The organism is Crocosphaera watsonii WH 8501 (assembly GCF_000167195.1).
In the GTDB taxonomy this organism is placed as follows: Bacteria; Cyanobacteriota; Cyanobacteriia; order Cyanobacteriales; family Microcystaceae; genus Crocosphaera; species Crocosphaera watsonii.
In genome coordinates this window covers 1-17,378 of sequence record NZ_AADV02000019.1, presented here as the reverse complement: position 1 = coordinate 17,378, position 17,378 = coordinate 1, and the positions used below count along the sequence as shown (strand labels likewise).

12 protein-coding genes and 1 pseudogene are annotated in these 17,378 nt (G+C 37.8%); 8 read left to right on the top strand and 5 right to left on the bottom strand.

The genetic code is table 11. The annotated features are described in order from the left end of the window. Positions 1-954: 954 nt before the first annotated feature. A complete protein-coding gene (locus CWATDRAFT_RS14250) occupies positions 955-1,350 on the bottom strand; it encodes a hypothetical protein (RefSeq protein WP_007303072.1) in 396 nt (131 codons plus the stop codon). Between the two features lie 79 nt (positions 1,351-1,429). Here CWATDRAFT_RS14250 and CWATDRAFT_RS14240 point away from each other — a divergent pair. Together CWATDRAFT_RS14240 and CWATDRAFT_RS14235 are read left to right on the top strand one after the other, a co-directional pair. Continuing rightward, a pseudogene (locus CWATDRAFT_RS14240) lies at positions 1,430-2,717 on the top strand (transposase). A gap of 200 nt (positions 2,718-2,917) precedes the next feature. Continuing rightward, entirely contained in the window at positions 2,918-3,400 is a 483-nt protein-coding gene (locus tag CWATDRAFT_RS14235) for a hypothetical protein (RefSeq protein ID WP_007305670.1), read from the top strand. Positions 3,401-3,618: 218 nt separating this feature from the next. Here the strand turns inward: CWATDRAFT_RS14235 and CWATDRAFT_RS14230 are convergent, their stop codons facing one another. Together CWATDRAFT_RS14230 and CWATDRAFT_RS14225 are read right to left on the bottom strand one after the other, a co-directional pair. Next, positions 3,619-5,016: an MlaD family protein gene (locus CWATDRAFT_RS14230; RefSeq protein WP_007305668.1), complete on the bottom strand. Its 1,398-nt coding sequence runs from the start codon at positions 5,014-5,016 to the stop codon at positions 3,619-3,621. A 103-nt stretch (positions 5,017-5,119) separates the two neighbouring features. After that, positions 5,120-5,905, bottom strand: a complete 786-nt coding sequence (locus CWATDRAFT_RS14225; RefSeq protein WP_007305667.1) for an ABC transporter ATP-binding protein — start codon at positions 5,903-5,905, stop codon at positions 5,120-5,122. 160 nt (positions 5,906-6,065) lie between these two features. On the opposite strand from CWATDRAFT_RS14225, the gene CWATDRAFT_RS14220 reads away from it, so the two are divergent. The 6 genes from CWATDRAFT_RS14220 (at position 6,066) to CWATDRAFT_RS14195 (ending at position 13,666) form a co-directional block, all read left to right on the top strand. Continuing rightward, the gene (locus CWATDRAFT_RS14220) at positions 6,066-6,410 is read left to right on the top strand and encodes a hypothetical protein (RefSeq protein ID WP_007305671.1); all 345 of its coding nucleotides are present in this window, start codon (positions 6,066-6,068) and stop codon (positions 6,408-6,410) included. Positions 6,411-6,674: 264 nt separating this feature from the next. Beyond that, on the top strand, positions 6,675-8,285 hold the full coding sequence (locus tag CWATDRAFT_RS14215; RefSeq protein WP_007305672.1) for a hypothetical protein: 1,611 nt from the start codon (positions 6,675-6,677) through the stop codon (positions 8,283-8,285). Positions 8,286-8,554: 269 nt separating this feature from the next. Then, entirely contained in the window at positions 8,555-9,511 is a 957-nt protein-coding gene (locus tag CWATDRAFT_RS14210) for an ABC transporter permease (RefSeq protein ID WP_007305673.1), read from the top strand. 148 nt (positions 9,512-9,659) lie between these two features. Further along, positions 9,660-10,169, top strand: a complete 510-nt coding sequence (locus CWATDRAFT_RS14205) for a hypothetical protein (protein ID WP_007305674.1) — start codon at positions 9,660-9,662, stop codon at positions 10,167-10,169. A 290-nt stretch (positions 10,170-10,459) separates the two neighbouring features. Then, a complete protein-coding gene (locus CWATDRAFT_RS14200) occupies positions 10,460-11,800 on the top strand; it encodes an RNA-guided endonuclease InsQ/TnpB family protein (protein WP_007305675.1) in 1,341 nt (446 codons plus the stop codon). Positions 11,801-11,875: 75 nt separating this feature from the next. Then, positions 11,876-13,666: a glycoside hydrolase family 15 protein gene (locus CWATDRAFT_RS14195; protein ID WP_007305676.1), complete on the top strand. Its 1,791-nt coding sequence runs from the start codon at positions 11,876-11,878 to the stop codon at positions 13,664-13,666. Here CWATDRAFT_RS14195 and CWATDRAFT_RS14190 read toward each other — a convergent pair. Together CWATDRAFT_RS14190 and petH are read right to left on the bottom strand one after the other, a co-directional pair. Then, positions 13,660-15,840, bottom strand: coding sequence for a bifunctional alpha,alpha-trehalose-phosphate synthase (UDP-forming)/trehalose-phosphatase (locus tag CWATDRAFT_RS14190; protein WP_007305666.1), 2,181 nt, complete (start codon positions 15,838-15,840; stop codon positions 13,660-13,662). The two genes, CWATDRAFT_RS14195 and CWATDRAFT_RS14190, sit on opposite strands and share 7 nt — an antisense overlap. 196 nt (positions 15,841-16,036) lie before the next feature. Further along, a complete protein-coding gene (gene petH, locus CWATDRAFT_RS14185) occupies positions 16,037-17,257 on the bottom strand; it encodes a ferredoxin--NADP reductase (RefSeq protein WP_007305665.1) in 1,221 nt (406 codons plus the stop codon). Positions 17,258-17,378: the final 121 nt, after the last annotated feature.

Genomic DNA, 17,378 nt, shown 5'->3' with positions numbered 1-17,378 from the left:
TTTTTCAAGTCAACACCAAAAGTTTATTCAACTAATACAATATCTAAGCAGACGTAAACATATTTCTCCTAATCTTTACGGAGACAGGAGTTGAAAGCCACAAAGGCGGATAAGTTAGTCACCCAGTTTAAAGTGACTTTCATAGATAATAATAAAACCTCTCTCCAAAAATGTTTCGTCTTCAGACGTTAGGGTAGCTTGTGCAAAACTTGCACAAACCTGTTAGCTTTAGGAGTTTCGCCTTGACAGAAAATCATAAATATGCGGCCAATATTAAAAGTATCAAGATATACAATTTTTTTGACTCACACTGGTTTTTGAATGCTTTATTTGCGATCAATAATTCCCTCAAACAAGAGAATCTTGTGCTTCAGTCATAGTAATAATGTACGATGCGAAACGCCTAAGCTTGTTGTTTCCCATGAAGTTTTCAGAAAATTCACTCAACAAAAGTGAGCATCTATACCAAATTCTAACATAAGTTAGCTTATTGATATATAATCTTGATTAAAATATACTGTTTTGACAAAGTCAACATTTTAGTTTGTCTAAAATCCATACGTAAATGTCAATTCATTCCTTATGATAAAGTTTTAACAAAGCAAACTCAACACAACCAAATATTTAGGTTAACATCTAATCGAAGTTAGTTTATTGCTAGACTTCCTCTATTAGAGCATAATGTTTTGACAAAGTCAACATTTATACGGAGAAAAATCAAATCGTACATAAGTACCTAAAAGTTTGCAGTCTAGGGATGGTCAAAAGAGTCTTTCATGATATGATATGGTGCTGTGGATATTTTTCATCTGGCTAAATATTGGACTTTGGATAAAAAACAATTGTTAGCGTAAATTTTACGCTAAACATATCTCCAGAGCTAAAATAGAGAATTAAGGTGATTTTAAAAACTCTCTTTCCATCTTTTTAGGGGATTTTAAATATTAAATAGCTTCATTCAGTTTCGGTTCCAATATAGATATCTAAGTAGCTTTCAGTTAGAGATTGAATGACTCGTTCTAATTCATCAATGAGATTTCTTCTAGTGAGTTTTTCTACAGCATCAATATGAGCAGAACTTCCGGCTCGTCCTAAATATTTATATTTGGTTTTTTTCTCATTATTAGTGGCCATAGGAAAAATTGATTCAGCAGCCTGTAGTTTATAATACCAGTAGATTGTTCCCTTTCCATTAACCTGATAACGAATAATATGACAATTAGCTGGTGCTACTTCCCCTTCCCGTTCAATTTTCTTTATTTTCTGTTTAAGAGAGCGAATTAGACTCTTAATTTGTTTGGCTCTCAGGTGGACATCTTGACTGGTCTTAAGTTCGGAATGTGATGACATTAGCCTTAACTGTAACAAACAACCTCTTTTGATGTTAGCGTATATATTCAGCTAATTTATAAGGTAATAAATTTTAAAAATGACCAAAAATGAAACGGCTACGTCTGTCGAGGAATTCCTGGTGTGGAGGTCTAACCTCTTCCAAGGACTAAAAGCTAGAAAAGAAACTATTATAGAATTACTCGATGCCCTCTCCAGTAACCAACAAGCTCACTCAGTCGTTGAATTGTCTCTCAATCCTTTATTTAGAAGAGATTATAACAGTTTATATAGAGGAATTCAAGAGTTTTTACCCACTCAAACTGACCCTAATTATGAACAGAGAATTGAGACTTTATTTTCAGCGGTATCGAGAACAATTCCTCCCACTTCAAAACATTATAACTTATTTGGTATTGACACAACTCCCTGTCCCCTTATCAGGAGAGCGAGTCCCCTCTAAACATAAAGGAGTAAATCAAGGCAATCAACAACTAAAAAAAATCTGGCAAAGTTCTTTATTTTCTGATAAATTATCTGCCTTAGTGGCTGATAGTGACTACAGCCAAAAGGATTTTATTGGGGAACAAGTTAAGCATGAAGACGTAGTTACTATTACAAGAGTTAGAAGTGACCGAGTTTTTTATCGTCAATTTATTCGGGACCCAAATCAAGCCAAAACTTCGGGACATCCCCGTTGGTATGGGGATAAATTTGACCTTAAAGATGACCAAACTTGGACTGAACCTGATGAAGTTCATCATGTTCCCTTTACAACGAAAAAAGGTCGTCAATTAACAGTGACTATTTCGGGATGGAAACAGATGTTAATGAGAGGAACTAAAAACTATAAAATGAACAATCACCCCTTTACTTTACTCCAGATTGTTGTCAGAGATCAAGAAAGAAATAGTATTTGGAAACCTATGTGGCTTATTGTTATTGGTTCTCGGCGCGATGAGTTAAGTTTAGTTGATTGTTATCAGTGTTATCGACAACGTTATGACATGGAACATCTTTTTCGATTTGGTAAACAAAGATTATTGATGACATCTTATTTAACTCCCGATGTACATCATGAAGAAAATTGGTTTAAACTAACACTTCTTTCTTATGTAAATTTGTGGGCTGCCAGAAAATTAGCTGTGGTTTTACCCCGTGATTGGGAACAGTATTTGAAGACTAATAAATCCATCAAAATCACCCCTAGTCTAGTTCAAAGAGACTTTTCAAGAATAATTACGACCTTGGGGACTTTCGCCAAATTTCCCAAACGTCGAGGTTTTTCTTCCGGACGTATTAAAGGTTACAAAAAAGCCCCACGAACTCGTCATGATGTTATCAAGAAAGGGAGCAAAAAATCAACTGAAAACTTAAAAGCTCCTTAGTTTTCCTCAGAATCTATAGATTAGCCCTATTTGTCAGCCAATTTTATTGACTGATACAGAGCCGATATTTTGGGATTTTAGTTTAGCGTATATTTTACGCTAACAAACTTTTTTTGTCCAAAGTCCAATTGGCAGGGAAAATCCTTAAAAAAATTACAGCGATTAATGCCTACTCTGACACTAGAATTTGAATAAGTATTATGATTGATAAGCAACTTTCACCAGACGAATTAATTGAGCAAAATGAATCCCTTCAAAAAGAAATTGAAGAGTTAAAAAATGAGCAAGAAGACTTAGAAATTATGCTCGATACAGTTACAGAACATTCAACAGATTTAGAGAACGAAATCTACGAGAAAAATCAAATAATGTTGAAGTATTTGGAGCAGGTTAAATTAGTTACAGAAGCTGCTGCTGCTGTAGAGAGCGAGTCTTTTACTATTGATAGTCTTGATGGAGTTGCTGCAAGAGAAGATGAGTTGGGGCAACTGGCCAGGGTATTCCAAAACATGGCCAAACAGGTGGAAATTAGGGAAACTAAACTCCGCCAACAAGTTCAAGAATTAAAGATTGAAATCGATAGAAGTAAACAGGCAAAACAAGTGGCAGAAATTGTGCAGACTGACTCTTTTAAAAACTTGAAACAAAAATTAAAACGGTTAAAAGATTCACGGAAAAAATAGTCAATAATTACTAAACTATGTTAGTATCTTGACAATTTTGCCAACGATCAAACATTAAACCCCAACCTGCACTAACAAACCTAGCACACCAATATATTGAAAAAGTTTGAGGAACCAACCGGGAGCATCCCATTTTTGCAAAAAACTTAATTCTTGGAGTTTGACGGGGAGACGGGGGGAAATTCATCAGATCAACTATTAAATAATAATTAGGTAGATTACCTTGATGACTCTTGTTTTTCCTCATCTTTTTCAACTGGAGTTGGGGCTGCCTTTGTCTCTGTTGTAGGAACGGGTTTATTGATAGGTGACAGACGTTTCGGTAATCTAGCAGGGACTTTTTGCTCAGGAGAAAATGACTTTAAGTGTTGTTGTGGCAGTAAACTATATTCAACTTGAGCGGTGACAGATTCAATTACTTGTCCTACATATACCTGTTGTTCTAATTGTTCCGTATAAGCAACTAAATTACCCAATCCATCGATTAACTTACGAATATTTTGTCTAAAAGTAGGATCTCCTGTCAATTCTTCCACATCGGAGGTAATTTTTTGGGTATTTTCAAAAGTAACACGGGCAGAATCTAAGGTTTTCTGAATGGTTACTAATACTTCGGGATCATTGAGAGATTGGGATAAATTTTGTAAATTTTGTGCGGTTTGGGCAGCATTAGCCATTAAAACTTCGAGATCGTTGGCCAATTGTGCCATATCAATTTCATCGATCCCTTCATTAACTCGATCAACGGTTGTGTTAAAGTTCATGGCTAATAAACGCACCTGATCGCTGGTTCTTTCGATGCTGCTTAAAGTATTAACAATATTGCCCCTATTTTCTGAGACTAAGCCATCCAAATTACTAACTAAATTAGCAGCACTGCTGACAGTACGATTGAAATCGGTGCGATTTTCTGCCACCACAGTATTCACATTCAGCATCAACTGTGAGGCATCTTTAGCAGCTTGATCTGCACTACTAATTAAGTCACTCACCCCACCAATTTCGCCCCTTGCAGCTTTAGATAATTCAGTTACCTCTTGAGATAGGGTGGCGATTTTATCCCCTGCTTTAGCCACATTTCTAGCTGCTGCGTTGAGATTACCCACAAACTCAGGATCGCTGTAAGCCCGGCTCAAACGGGTTAAGGCTTCCACCAACTGCGATCCCCTTTCCCCTTTAATACCCTCATCATTATTACAGAGGATTTGCTCTGCTGAGGCACAATCTTTGCCCACGGGATCAATAGCTAAAGCCTCTTCATCTAACTCCCTGGAAGGGGTAATATCCACCGATGCTTCTCCTATTAAACCAGAGCGGTTAATCCGAACTTTTGAGTCTTTGGGAATTCGTAATTCAGCAGAAGAAATTTCTACAGCCACCGTTACCCCATTACTACTGGGTTGTAGCCCCAAAATTTTGCCCACAGCAACCCCCCGATAACGCACTGGGGCCCCAATTTGCAGCCCATCAACATTCTCGAAGTCTGCAAAAAATTGATAGGTTTGCTGGCCGAGAATACCCCCCCGTAACCAAACTACTATGCTCCCAAAGATGATTAAACCAAAAAGGGCAAATAGCCCAACTGAGCCTTCTTGAAGGGTTCGCATTCGTAACATAGTCTTGCCTCACACTGTTTCCAAAGATTTTGAGTATTTATCCCCTTATTACCATAACTTAATCAAATTGAGTTCGGAGTTGGGAGCCATTATCCATTTTTGATTAATCAATCATACGAATGGGGCCTTTAACACTGGCACTAAAAAACTGTCTAACGATAGGGTTAGTTGTGTTGTCAATCTCATCGACTTTTCCTTCCCATTGAATTTTGCCCCCATAAAGAAAGATAACGCGATCGGCAGTACGCCTAATGGTACTATCCTGGTGGGACACCATGACGTAGGTATCACAGCCTCCTGAGGCGTTTTGTAACCGTCTTACAAGGTCTTCTATCACCGTTGAGGAGATGGGGTCAAGGCCGGCGGTTGGTTCGTCATAGAGGACGATTTCCGGGTCATCTAGAGGGTTGTCTGGGTTGGCAATCAAGGCCCGAGCAAAACTGACTCGTTTTCTCATCCCTCCTGAAAGTTGGGAGGGGTAGCGATCGCTCATTCCCTGCAAACCCACCATAGCAAGTTTAGCTTCTACTAATTCCCGAATGCGGTTACGGGGCAGTTTAGAATGTTCGTAGAGAAAAAAGCCTACATTTTCATCCACGGTGAGGGAGTCAAATAAGGCTGCTTGTTGGAAAACTAGGGCGATACGCATGGGTTGATGGCCATCTTCGATAATGCCTTTTCTGCGTTTGCCTTTGATGTAAACTTCTCCAGCATCTACGGGTAATAATCCAGCAACTAGGCGTAAAATTGTGGATTTTCCGGTTCCTGATGGACCAATAATAACTAAAGCTTCTCCTCGGTAGATTGTTAAATCGATTTCATCTAAGATAGGATAGCCTCCAAACGCTTTGGAAACCCCTCTGAGTTCGATTAATGGCTCTTTTTCCATAGGTTAACAGTTTTGATACTCCTCAATAATTTGTTATATCTTAAAAAATTCTCAGATAAAGCAATTAATTCTTATTTTTAACTCAGAATTTAATCATTTGTTTTTCAGGCAAGGCTCCCATACTAAATAATAACGAAACAAAGCAACGGAGTTCTTAATAATGAAAGGTTTAGTTATCGCTGGTTTATCTTCTCTCGTTTTAGGTGGTTTTTTCGCTCCTGTTAACGCAAATGAAACAGTAGCAGTTATGTCCAGCATGGAACAAAATAACACTGCTTATTTATCTCCTGTTAATTTAGTCAGTCATGGCAGAGGTGGAACTTTTAGTGAACAAGGAATTCCAGGTTATATTCGCTTTAGTTTAGCAATTAAATCGGGTAAAATTAATGCTGAATCTTTAGTTAATGCTGCTATTGAAGCAGGGCGTTTATCTTCTGAAGTCCTTAATGATTCTAATTATTTATCTAATGTTCAATTTGAACTATCCCAAGTAGATAATGATTGATTTAAAATTTAATCTCCTCATAATTGTAACAGACTAATCTCTCTCTGAACTTGATTCCTACTATTTTTTGCGAATTGAAAATAGTAGGAATTTTGTATTTTATTGTCATTCTGAGGAACAAATAATCTTAGTAACATCTTAATCATAATGGGTGGTGCTATGGTTGTAATCAGCAAAAAGAAGTTTTAGTGCTATTTTTTCAAAAGTTTCCTAAGCATTGTATAATTACTGAATCATCATTTTTTTACAACCACTAATCTAGAAATGGCAAAACGATTTGAATTTGATCCTGAACTAAATTTATATGCTTATTCTGTTGAGGGATTAATTGAGTTATGTAAAAATAACAAAAATCTAGCTTATACTCATATATACAAAGGGAGTATTGAAACATGGTTGTTTAAAATAGGAGAAAACGAACTAAGTGATCTAGTTAATCAAACACGACACGATCCTGAATTTATGAATAAACAGAACAACTGGCAGCAAGTAGATTTCATGTGTGAAAGATTATCAAATAAATTAAATAATCGAAAATTTCTTGAATTATTAGATATAGATAAAGCTATAGAAATCACTTTAAAAGAATATGAAACTTTACGATCTGAAATATTGCAAAATGCTTCAGAAATTAGTCAACTTATCTTATTAGGTTTAGCTGCTATATTTACCATAGCATCAATTGGTTTAGCTCCATTATCAGATTTTTTAACAGAAGAAGATACTACAATACAAATGCCTTTGACTGTAGAAAATGTTTCTGAAATTATACCAGACGATGCTATCAAGGTATTTAATGACATTAAAGTAATCAAAAAAGGATTTAACAAAGAACTGAAATTACGAGACTTTAATCAACCAGTAAAAGATGAAATTGAGACAAAAATCAAAGAAGATCCTATATTAAAAAAAGGTCTAGAGGGAGAGTTAGACTTAGACAATGCGAAAGTAATCATTGTAGGTACATCAAATGAAGTTGAATATTATTTAAAAATTACAAGAGCAACTAATGGAAAAACAATTGAAGAACTAGGTCTTGTTCCCAGTATTGTTATTTTTAATTGGTTGATACCAGTTTTAAGTTTATTTTTAATATCTCGTTCATTAGGTAATCTACAAAAGAATAAAGTGATTGGGGAATATATATATACAAGAGTAGAACAAAAGCTAGTTAATTTAAGTATTCTTAGAAAGAACTATTTAAAATTTGAAAACAAAAAAATTGACGATCAAGTAATAAACAACGATTATAGGCAGTATCTCACCCATATATCTTGGGAAAATTATATTGTAGAACGGGGAAAAAATTATTCAGGTCCTTCCGATCTTGATTTAATTTTTTATTTGTTTACTCCAATTAGTGTTATTTCATTTGTTGGAGGTACTGCATTATTGATGTTTGACTTTAGTAGAAATCAATGGTTTTGGGATGATGGTCAATCAAGAGAATTTATATTGGTAGATTTTGTCATATCATTATTGCCACTATTCTTGATACTTACAATAGTAATTATAACAATTTTTATTGTTTCAGAACAAGCTAATTTTAATCAAACGAATAAAGTTATATCATTGGTAGTGGGGGATTTTCTTGGATTAATTTTGTCTTGCATCATCATTTATTTTTTTGAAGAAATAATGACTGGAGAAGATATATTAAATACATTCAAGTTTAGTTGCCTATTAGTTATTCGTTTTCTCGTTTATAGTTGGTTTGTTTGTATTTCTTTAATGAAAAAAAGCGAAGTTGATAATCAAATATTAAGAAAAAAGAAGGATAAGAATTCTAAAAAAATGTTGACATTAATCAAGTTATCCATGAAGTTATGGATGAAATGTGGGACAAAAATAGATAATAGTTTAATGTTTAATTAATGGTTTAAAAATTCAATATTTTTGATAATTCGGTTAATTATCAGTAATTAAAATTTCAAGATATAATTAGAAAAAAATTATCCATACTATTGTTAAGAAAGTGATACTTAGTTTATGATTAAAGAGATTCGGAGTACCTCGGAATGACAAATTAGGAATTTAACCCACCTCTAACCCTACCCACCCTTAACCCCTCCCAGGAGGGGAACAGGAGGGGAATGTAGGATTAATATTTATTTCATTATCCATTGTTCATTATCCATTATTAAATGACTCAATATCTAATCAAACGCCTTTTAATCGCCATTCCTACTCTAATTGCTATTAGTTTAGTCCTCTTTACTATCTTAGCATTAGCACCAGGAGATCCCCTGGGAGAATTCGCCTCTAACCCTTCTATTACCCAAGAAGTTAGGGAAAATATTCGCAGAACTCTGGGACTAGATCAACCCATTCATATTCGTTATATTAAATGGTTTTTAGCCTTCATAAAGGGAGATTTAGGCTATTCTTTTACCAGTCGTAGTCCTGTATTAGAACTCATTTTACAACGTCTTCCTACCACATTATGGGTGGTAGGAACTGCTTATATATTCAGTATATTAATAGCTTTCCCTTTAGGAATTATTTCCGCTATTAAACGCTATTCTTTATTAGACCAAATGCTCACAACTTTTGCCTTTTTAGGCTATTCCTTACCCACTTTTTTAACAGGATTATTATTGATTGTTATTTTTAGTGTACAATTAAACTGGTTTCCTTTCATTTATAACAGCACCCTAGAAATAACTAATTTATCTACTTTTATCGAGCAAATAAAACAGTCTATAATGCCCATTACTGTCTTAGCATTGTATGAATCTGCTGTGCTAATGCGCTTTATTCGTTCCGCTATTTTAGACGAATTAACCCATGATTATGTTCGTACCGCACAAGCAAAAGGATTAAATGATTTTGCCATCCTAAACAATCATATTATTCGTAATGCCTTAATCCCTGTAGTAACCTTAATTGCTATAGATATTCCCACAATTTTTACTGGTGCATTAGTCACAGAACAAATTTTTAGAGTACCAGGAATTGGCGCATTATTAATCGATTCTATTCAAAGAAGTGACACCCCTGTAGTGATGGCTATCACCTTTATTTATGGCATTTTAATTGTTATTTTTAATGTTATTGCCGATCTAACTTATGGTTTTCTCGATCCTAGAGTAAGATATTAAGAAATATTAAAGTTATTACTGGTTGTGATGAGCAAGATGCCTGTGTTACGTTACGATTTTGTTAAGTAAAGAAATTTATCAAAATGTGTGAATTCGTAGCAACTTGTTCCAATAATATAAATAGGAAAGAAAAGGAGCCGATCCTAATATGAACGCTTTATCTAATCGTCGTTGGAAGTTTCTTAGCTGGACAACCATTGTTATGTTTGCTTTAGGTTTCTGGCTAAGTAGTAGTATTCTGCTTGATTGTGTTGTGATTCCTGGTTTATCCTTATCAGGTATGATGAATCAGGGTGGTTTTGCCAGTGCGGGTTATATTATTTTTGGTTTATTCAACCGCATTGAATTATTGTGTGCAGCACTTGTGTTAACGGGATTTTTGATTTTCCGTCGTCATCATCTTCTTATTCACCTTCAGGAACGTTGGTCAATTATTTTAGCCAGTGTTTTACTAGGTATTACTTTGGTTTACACTTATTTCTTAACCCCAGAATTAAGTGCTTTTGGATTAGAAATTAATGTTTTTGAGGCGACCACTACTATGCCTTTTATGATGATTCCTCTTCATTGGAGTTATTGGATATTAGAAGGAGTTAAGTTTGTTATTGGTGTGACCTTACTACGCTGGTGTTATAGAGATTCCTGTGAATTAAGATAGCTCAAATAATAAAATTAAGTTATCGTTTCCTCCCATTTGGGGGGATTTTTTATTAACATTGAATACTAGATTGAAATTTTGACAGGAAACACTCAGGCTGGGAGTATAATTAACTTTAATGTCGGGCTAAGTCCCACGCTATAAACGAGGGGGACGCATCGAACCGTAGGTGAGTACCCCTCGTTTATAGCGTGCGGATAAAGCCCGACCAATATATTAACGTGCGACAGCACAACCTTGCTTAGATAATTTATGTTACCACTTTATTATTTTTGTGCTAACATATTATCATGACTCTAACACTCAACTACTCGTACCGAATCTACCCTGACAGCAAACAAGAGGCAATGTTAGACCAATGGCTAGAAATTTGTCGCCGTTCTTATAACTATGCTTTGCGGGAGTTGAAGGATTGGATTGCTTCCCGTAAGTGTCCAGTAGATAGGTGTAGTTTAGAGTCAGAATACATCATGTCTGCTGAGTACCCTTTCCCTAGTTATCATCCGCAACAAAATCAATTACCAAAGGCTAAAAAAGTATTTCCTGAATTAGCTAAAGTCTCAAGTCAAGTCTTGCAAACTAATGTTAGAAGGCTTCACGATGCTTGGGACTTTTTTCGTAATCGGGGGTTCGGTTTTCCTCGGTTCAAGAAATATGGACAAATGAAGTCTTTGCTATTTCCTCAGTTTAGGGGTAATCCCTTGACTGGAGCCAGTCCGGTCTTGGGGGTTTCCCCCAGGAGGAACTGGCGTGGGTGGCATATAAAACGGCCAAAAGTAGGAAAAGTACAAATCAATCTTCATCGTCCAATTCCTAATGGTTTTGTCATCAAACAAGTAAGAGTTATCAAAAAAGCTAAGGGCTGGTTTGCCGTAATTAGCATTCAATCTGACATAACTTTACCTAAAATAGAAACACCATTTGGGCATCCGTTAGGATTAGATGTAGGGTTAAATAGTTACCTTGCTACATCAGATTCTTATTTAGAAAAGGGACGTAAATTCTTCAAAACCGAACACCGTCGGCTGAAAGTGCTACAACGTCGGCTAAGTAGAAAACAGAAACTTTCTAATAACTACGAAAAAGCCAGAAAAAAGGTAGAAAAGCAACACAATCATATTGCTTTCAAGCGTAAAGATTACCAATTCAAGTTAGCCCATAAAGTGTGTGATATGGGGGACTCTATCTTCATGGAAGATATTGACTTTCGCACAATGGCTAAGGGTTTTCTTGGAAAACATACCCTTGATGCAGGTTTTGGCCAATTTAGGGATATTCTGAAATATGTCTGTAAGGTAAGGGGTAAATATTTTGGCTTGGTTGACCATCGGGGAACTAGCCAAACTTGTCCTAATTGTCGTGCGGAGGTCAGAAAAAGCTTGACTGACAGGTTTCATGTTTGTCAAGAATGCGGTTATGGGGTTGACTATTTTGTTGACCGTGATGTGGCATCGGCTCAAGAAATCTGTAATCGAGGTATCGAAACTACTACTCTGGGACTCAGAGGAAAGGAAACAGTCTGTCAAGTCGAGGTGTCGGGGGTGATGAGCCTAGATAACTGGCGTAGGGGAATACCCCTGTGGGCAGAAATATCCCGTCGTGAGTCGGGAAGCCCACGCTATACTGCCTAGCAGTTAGCGTGGGAGGATGTCACTATAAGATGTCTCTTAGGTTGCCTTATTCTCCTCACTATCAATCTTTAAATTATGAACGAAAGCAAAAGACATACGTATGATCAGGGTGTAATTGGCAATTGTTCCTATACCGCACACATTCAAAAAGATAGCGATATCACCTGGATGTGCTGGCCGAGGTTTGACAGCAGTTTCATTTTTGGTGGCTTATTGGATCAGGAAAAAGGGGGAGAATTTTCCATAAAACCAACAGATACCATCACTTCAACCCATCAGTCTTACATAGAAAATACTAATATCTTAACGACAGAGATCACCAGTAACTCTGGATGCTACAAAATCACTGACTTTGCGCCACGATTTTTTCAGCAGGATAGATACTTTAAACCCCTGATGCTGATTAGAAAAGTAGAGCGCATATCGGGAACCCCAAGAGTTGTGGTTAGATGCCATCCTAAAGGTAACTATGGGCAACTGGAACCGGAACCAAGCTTAGGGAGCAATCATATCAGGTTTCTCGGACTTGATGCTTCAGTACGACTCACCACCAATATCTCCTTAACCAATATTCTCAGCAACCAAAGCTTTGTCTTGAGTGAAACCAAATACATGGTTTTAACCTGGGGACCCCCACTAGAGGCCGCCCTCGACGAAACCTGCGAAGCGTTTTTACTGAAGACGACAAAATACTGGCAAAACTGGATCAAGTCAGCCAACATCACCAGTTTCTATCAACGTCAAGCTATACGCTCAGCCCTGATCCTGAAAATTCATCAGTACGAAGACACAGGGGCGATCGTCGCTGCAACCACCACTAGCTTTCCTGAGAGTCCAGGTAGTGGCAGAAACTGGGATTATCGCTACTGCTGGTTACGGGATACCTATTACACCCTGAACGCATTCAATAATATTGGTCACTTTGAAGAGTCGGAGAAATATTTCCATTACATCCTCAATACCACCATCGAAGAAGATAACCGCTATCAACCTCTCTACGGTATTGATGGCACTAAAGCACTGATCGAAAAAGAGTTGGATCTTAAAGGATACCTGGATAATACCCCTGTCAGGATTGGTAATGATGCCTACACCCACAAACAAAACGACGTATATGGTCAGGTATTGGTGTCCTTATTACCCCTCTTCAATGACCTGCGTATAGTCTTTGACGAACGTTTTGATGCCCCCAGTCTCATCTTCAAAACCTTGAAAATGATCGAGAGAACTTTTGAAGAAAAAGATGCCGGGCTTTGGGAATTTAGAAATCTGGCTCAGCAACATTGCTATACCTATCTTTTCCATTGGGCCGGCAGTAGTGCCGCCATCAAAATTGGAAAAACCCTAAAAAATGACAAAATTGCAGAGTTAGCAACTCAACTCAAAGCAAGATCACAACAAATGATCGAAAAATGCTACGTGAAATCCAAAAAAGGCTACGCCCAAGCAGTAGGGGTTGAGCGGATGGATGCCAGCAACCTTCAGTTGATCCTCATGAATTATCTGCCTGGTCACACGGAGAAGGCTAAAGAACATTTGCAGGCCATGGAAAACGAGCTTCATGCAGGAAATGGGCTTTTTTACCGCTATTTACACGCGGATGACTTTGGTAAGCCTGAATCCACATTTTTGATCTGTGCATTTTGGTATGTGGAGGCATTGGCCTGTGTGGGTAGAATCGAAGAAGCCATCAAATATTTTGAAAACCTAATCAAATACAGCAATCATGTCGGCCTTTTGAGCGAAGACATAACTGCTACAGATGGAAGTATGTGGGGCAATTTTCCCCAAGCCTATAGCCATGTAGGTTTGCTCAATGCAGCCAACCGCATTTCCAGGAAATTAGATTTACCCAACTTCTACTGATTAGCTAGGCTCAATAACAGTTTACGGATATCCTTAAAGTTCTCAACCCGATATTTTGCAGCCGACGAAGAAGACCCGACTTTAACGGTAAATGCGTCCTCTGGCATGGCTTTAAAGGTATCCTCATCGGTCCAGTCATCACCACAGGCAAAAGAGAAATCGTAATCGTTTTTCTTCAACCAGGAAGCGGCAGCAACCCCCTTGTTCACCCTGGCGTTTTTAATTTCGATGACCATATCACCTTCTTGGACTTGTAAATCTTTGTCGGCGGATAAATATTTTAAAAGATTGGCCAATTCTCTGGATCTTAGTTCACCCAAACCTGGCTCCACTTTCCTGTAATGCCATACCATGGAAAAATCCTTACGCTCTATAAAAGAGCCAGGGGTACGATCTACATACATCTCTAGCACTCGATCAAATTCTTCTTGCCAGGAAGTATCTAGTTCCACAAAACACTCCCACTCCTTTCCATTTTCTTTGTGCCAAACCCCATGCTCGGCGATGAAATCAACATTGAATTTTGAGAGCCATTTCTCCAAGAAATCACGGCCTCTACCACTGATGACAACTACTTGATTGTTGGTATCTGCCGTTAACTTCGTCATCAACTCCTCTAATTCTGCGTCTGGTACGGAGTCATTAGGATTAGCATAGAAACCCACCAAAGTGCCGTCATAATCAAGGAAAATGATCCGTTTTTTTGAGCTACGGTATTCTTGCAAAAGTTTATTTTTGACCACTGAAGAAATGGGTTTTGTCCGAAGATTTTCTTGCTCCTCTTTGACCTGTTCTAATCCCTTCATGAAGAGTTTTACCCAAGCGTTGATATCATATCTTTTCAATGACTTCTGCATGGTCTCCATTCGTGCAATTTGCTCCTCCTCTGGCATCTTCAGAGCCTCTTTCATGGCTTCGACCATTTGATTAGTATCATTGGGATTGATTAAAATTGCGTCTGACAACTCTTTGGCAGAACCAGCCGTTTCACTCAATATTAATACACCTTTTTTGTCCAACTTACTAGCAACAAACTCTTTACAAACTAGATTCATCCCATCCCTTAGAGGAGTAACCAATGCTACGTGGGACATTCGGTAAAAGGCACTTAGGCTATGTAAAGGATAGCTTCTGTAGAAGTAATGGATCGGCCTCCAGTTGATAGTTCCAAACTTGCCGTTGATGCTGCCAACTAGCAATTCTATTTCCTTCTTGAGATTGGCATACATCGGCACCTGATCTCGAGATGGAACTACCAGTATAAGTAAAGAAACCTCTTCCCTAAATTCTTCATTTTCTTCGATAAACTGTTCAAAAGCTCGCAATCTTTGGGGTATACCCTTGGAATAATCCAATCTATCGATGGATAATATTAACTTCACATCACCCAGAGAAATTCGATACTTTACCTCGCTTGCTAGTGTTTCGGGATCAGCTGCGGCCTGTGCGTATCGATTGTAATCAATACCCATAGGAATTGCATCTGCCATAGCCAACCTATTCCCCACATTCATGTGACCATCATTATCCGTTATGCCAACCAATCTATTGACAGAAGAGAGAAAGTGACGCACATAATCGTAGGTGTGGAAGCCAATAAAATCTGCTCCCAGCATACCTGTCAAGAGATCCGTTCTCCACGGTAATAATCTAAATGATTCGTAGGAAGGAAATGGGATATGGAGAAAAAATCCAATGCTACTGTTAGGATGAGTTTCTCTGATCATTGCCGGAAGAACTAACAACTGATAGTCATGAATCCAAATCTTATCCCCGTCTTCGATTATCTCCTCAAGTTTCTTGGCAAACTTCTTGTTTACTTTTTTGTAGGTATTCCAAAATACGTCGCTGTATACAGCATACTGATTAAAATAATGGAAGTTTGGCCATAGGGTCTCATTACTAAAGCCTTCATAGTATTCTTCTATTTCATTTTTAGTGAGGAATACAGGACTCATATTTGACTCTTTCAATCTAGAGCATATTTCCTCTTTGTCTTCAGTTTTGTTGACAGCTAATCCTGGCCACCCAACCCATATATTATCACCTTCTTTATAAACCGACCCAAGCCCTGTAGCTAGACCTCCCTCACTGGTTTTATACTCAAATTCTCCGGCTTGGTTTCTTTCGATCTTTACCGGAAGTCTATTGGAAACAATGATAGTTTTTGACATGAATTTTATGTTTTTTGGGTTGGACTTTCGGATATATTAAAGTTAAGACTATTAATTCTCACGCTTATCCTAACACAAACAAAATAGACTGAAACTTTGGAGCAGATTGAGAATAGATGTCAATAAACTATATTTGCAAAAGAAAAGGGTGAGATCCTCTCACCCCTTTCTCCTATATTTTAAACAGCACTGAAATTTAGTAAACTTCAACGTGCCAACGGTGTTCTTTCTTCAGTTGCTTAACGAAGTCAGGCCATTCTACGCCCTGTTTAGAAGCAAAGTCCCTTAGACCTTCTTCTAGACCACTTTCCATTCCTTTGAGTCCACACATATAGAGATGGGTCTTAGGATCTTGTAACATGGTCCATAACTTCTCAGCTTGTTCAGCAACACGGTGTTGAATATACATCCGGCCGCCTTCGCTATTTTTCTGTTCCCGACTGATAGCGTAGGTTAAATCAAAGTTATCAGGATACTTAGTTTGGATCTCTTCTAACTGATCTTTGTAGAGAACATTAGCAGAATAAGGAACACCAAAGATTAACCAAGACTTACCTTTGAACTTGTATTCTGGGTTGTTCTCAAAGAACATCCGCCATAAGAAGGAACGGAAAGGAGCAATTCCTGTACCTGTGGCTAACATGATGATGTTAGCATCTTCCTCATCAGGAAGTAGCATTTCTTTGCCCACAGGACCCCACATAGCTACATCTGCACCCACTTCCAGGTTACAGAGATAGGTAGAACAAACACCATAAACGGTTTCCTTGGTTTCGGGGTGTTCGTATTCTAACTGGCGAACACACAAAGAAATGGTCTTATCATCCACTTTATCCCCATGACGGGTAGAAGCGATGGAATAGAGTCTAGACTTGTGGGGTTTACCCTTTGCATCGGTTCCAGGTGGAATAATAGCAAGACTTTGTCCTTCTAAGTAGTGAAGATCACCACCAGAAATATCGAAGGTTACGTGTTGAACGATACCACTACCACCTTCAGCAACTAAAGCATAATTTTCGATACATTTGCCAACGTAGGGACTTTTTTGACGATAAATATTAGTGGGAATTTTTGTTTTCGCTTGAGTCATAGATTTACGTTTTTTTTCCGTTTGGTTGCTTGCTTGTGGTTGAGCAACTTTGGCTGTACTAGAACCATTAGAAGTGGACTTGAGGGGGGTTTCGGCATCAACAGGCTGGATACTGACAATACGACCTCCCATACGGCTAATACGACGCATTTCTTGATTCATGCGTCCGTAGGGAACGGTGATGAAGACGCTACCACTACGACGAATGGGATAGTCAAGACTATCATTGTCTGTATTTTGACTTAACCCCACCACTTCATAGACAAACATACGACTACCGTAAGCTGTTGTCTGGCCAGAAGTTGCTCCTAAAGCTGAACTGTACATGGATCTCTCCTAGAACTATCTTGCATATCATAAGTGCTCTATTTAGACTACCATCGGGTAGTAATCTTCAATGGGGATCCTCTAGATCTACAAGCAGCGAGCAGCTGCACTGCGTTGTCAT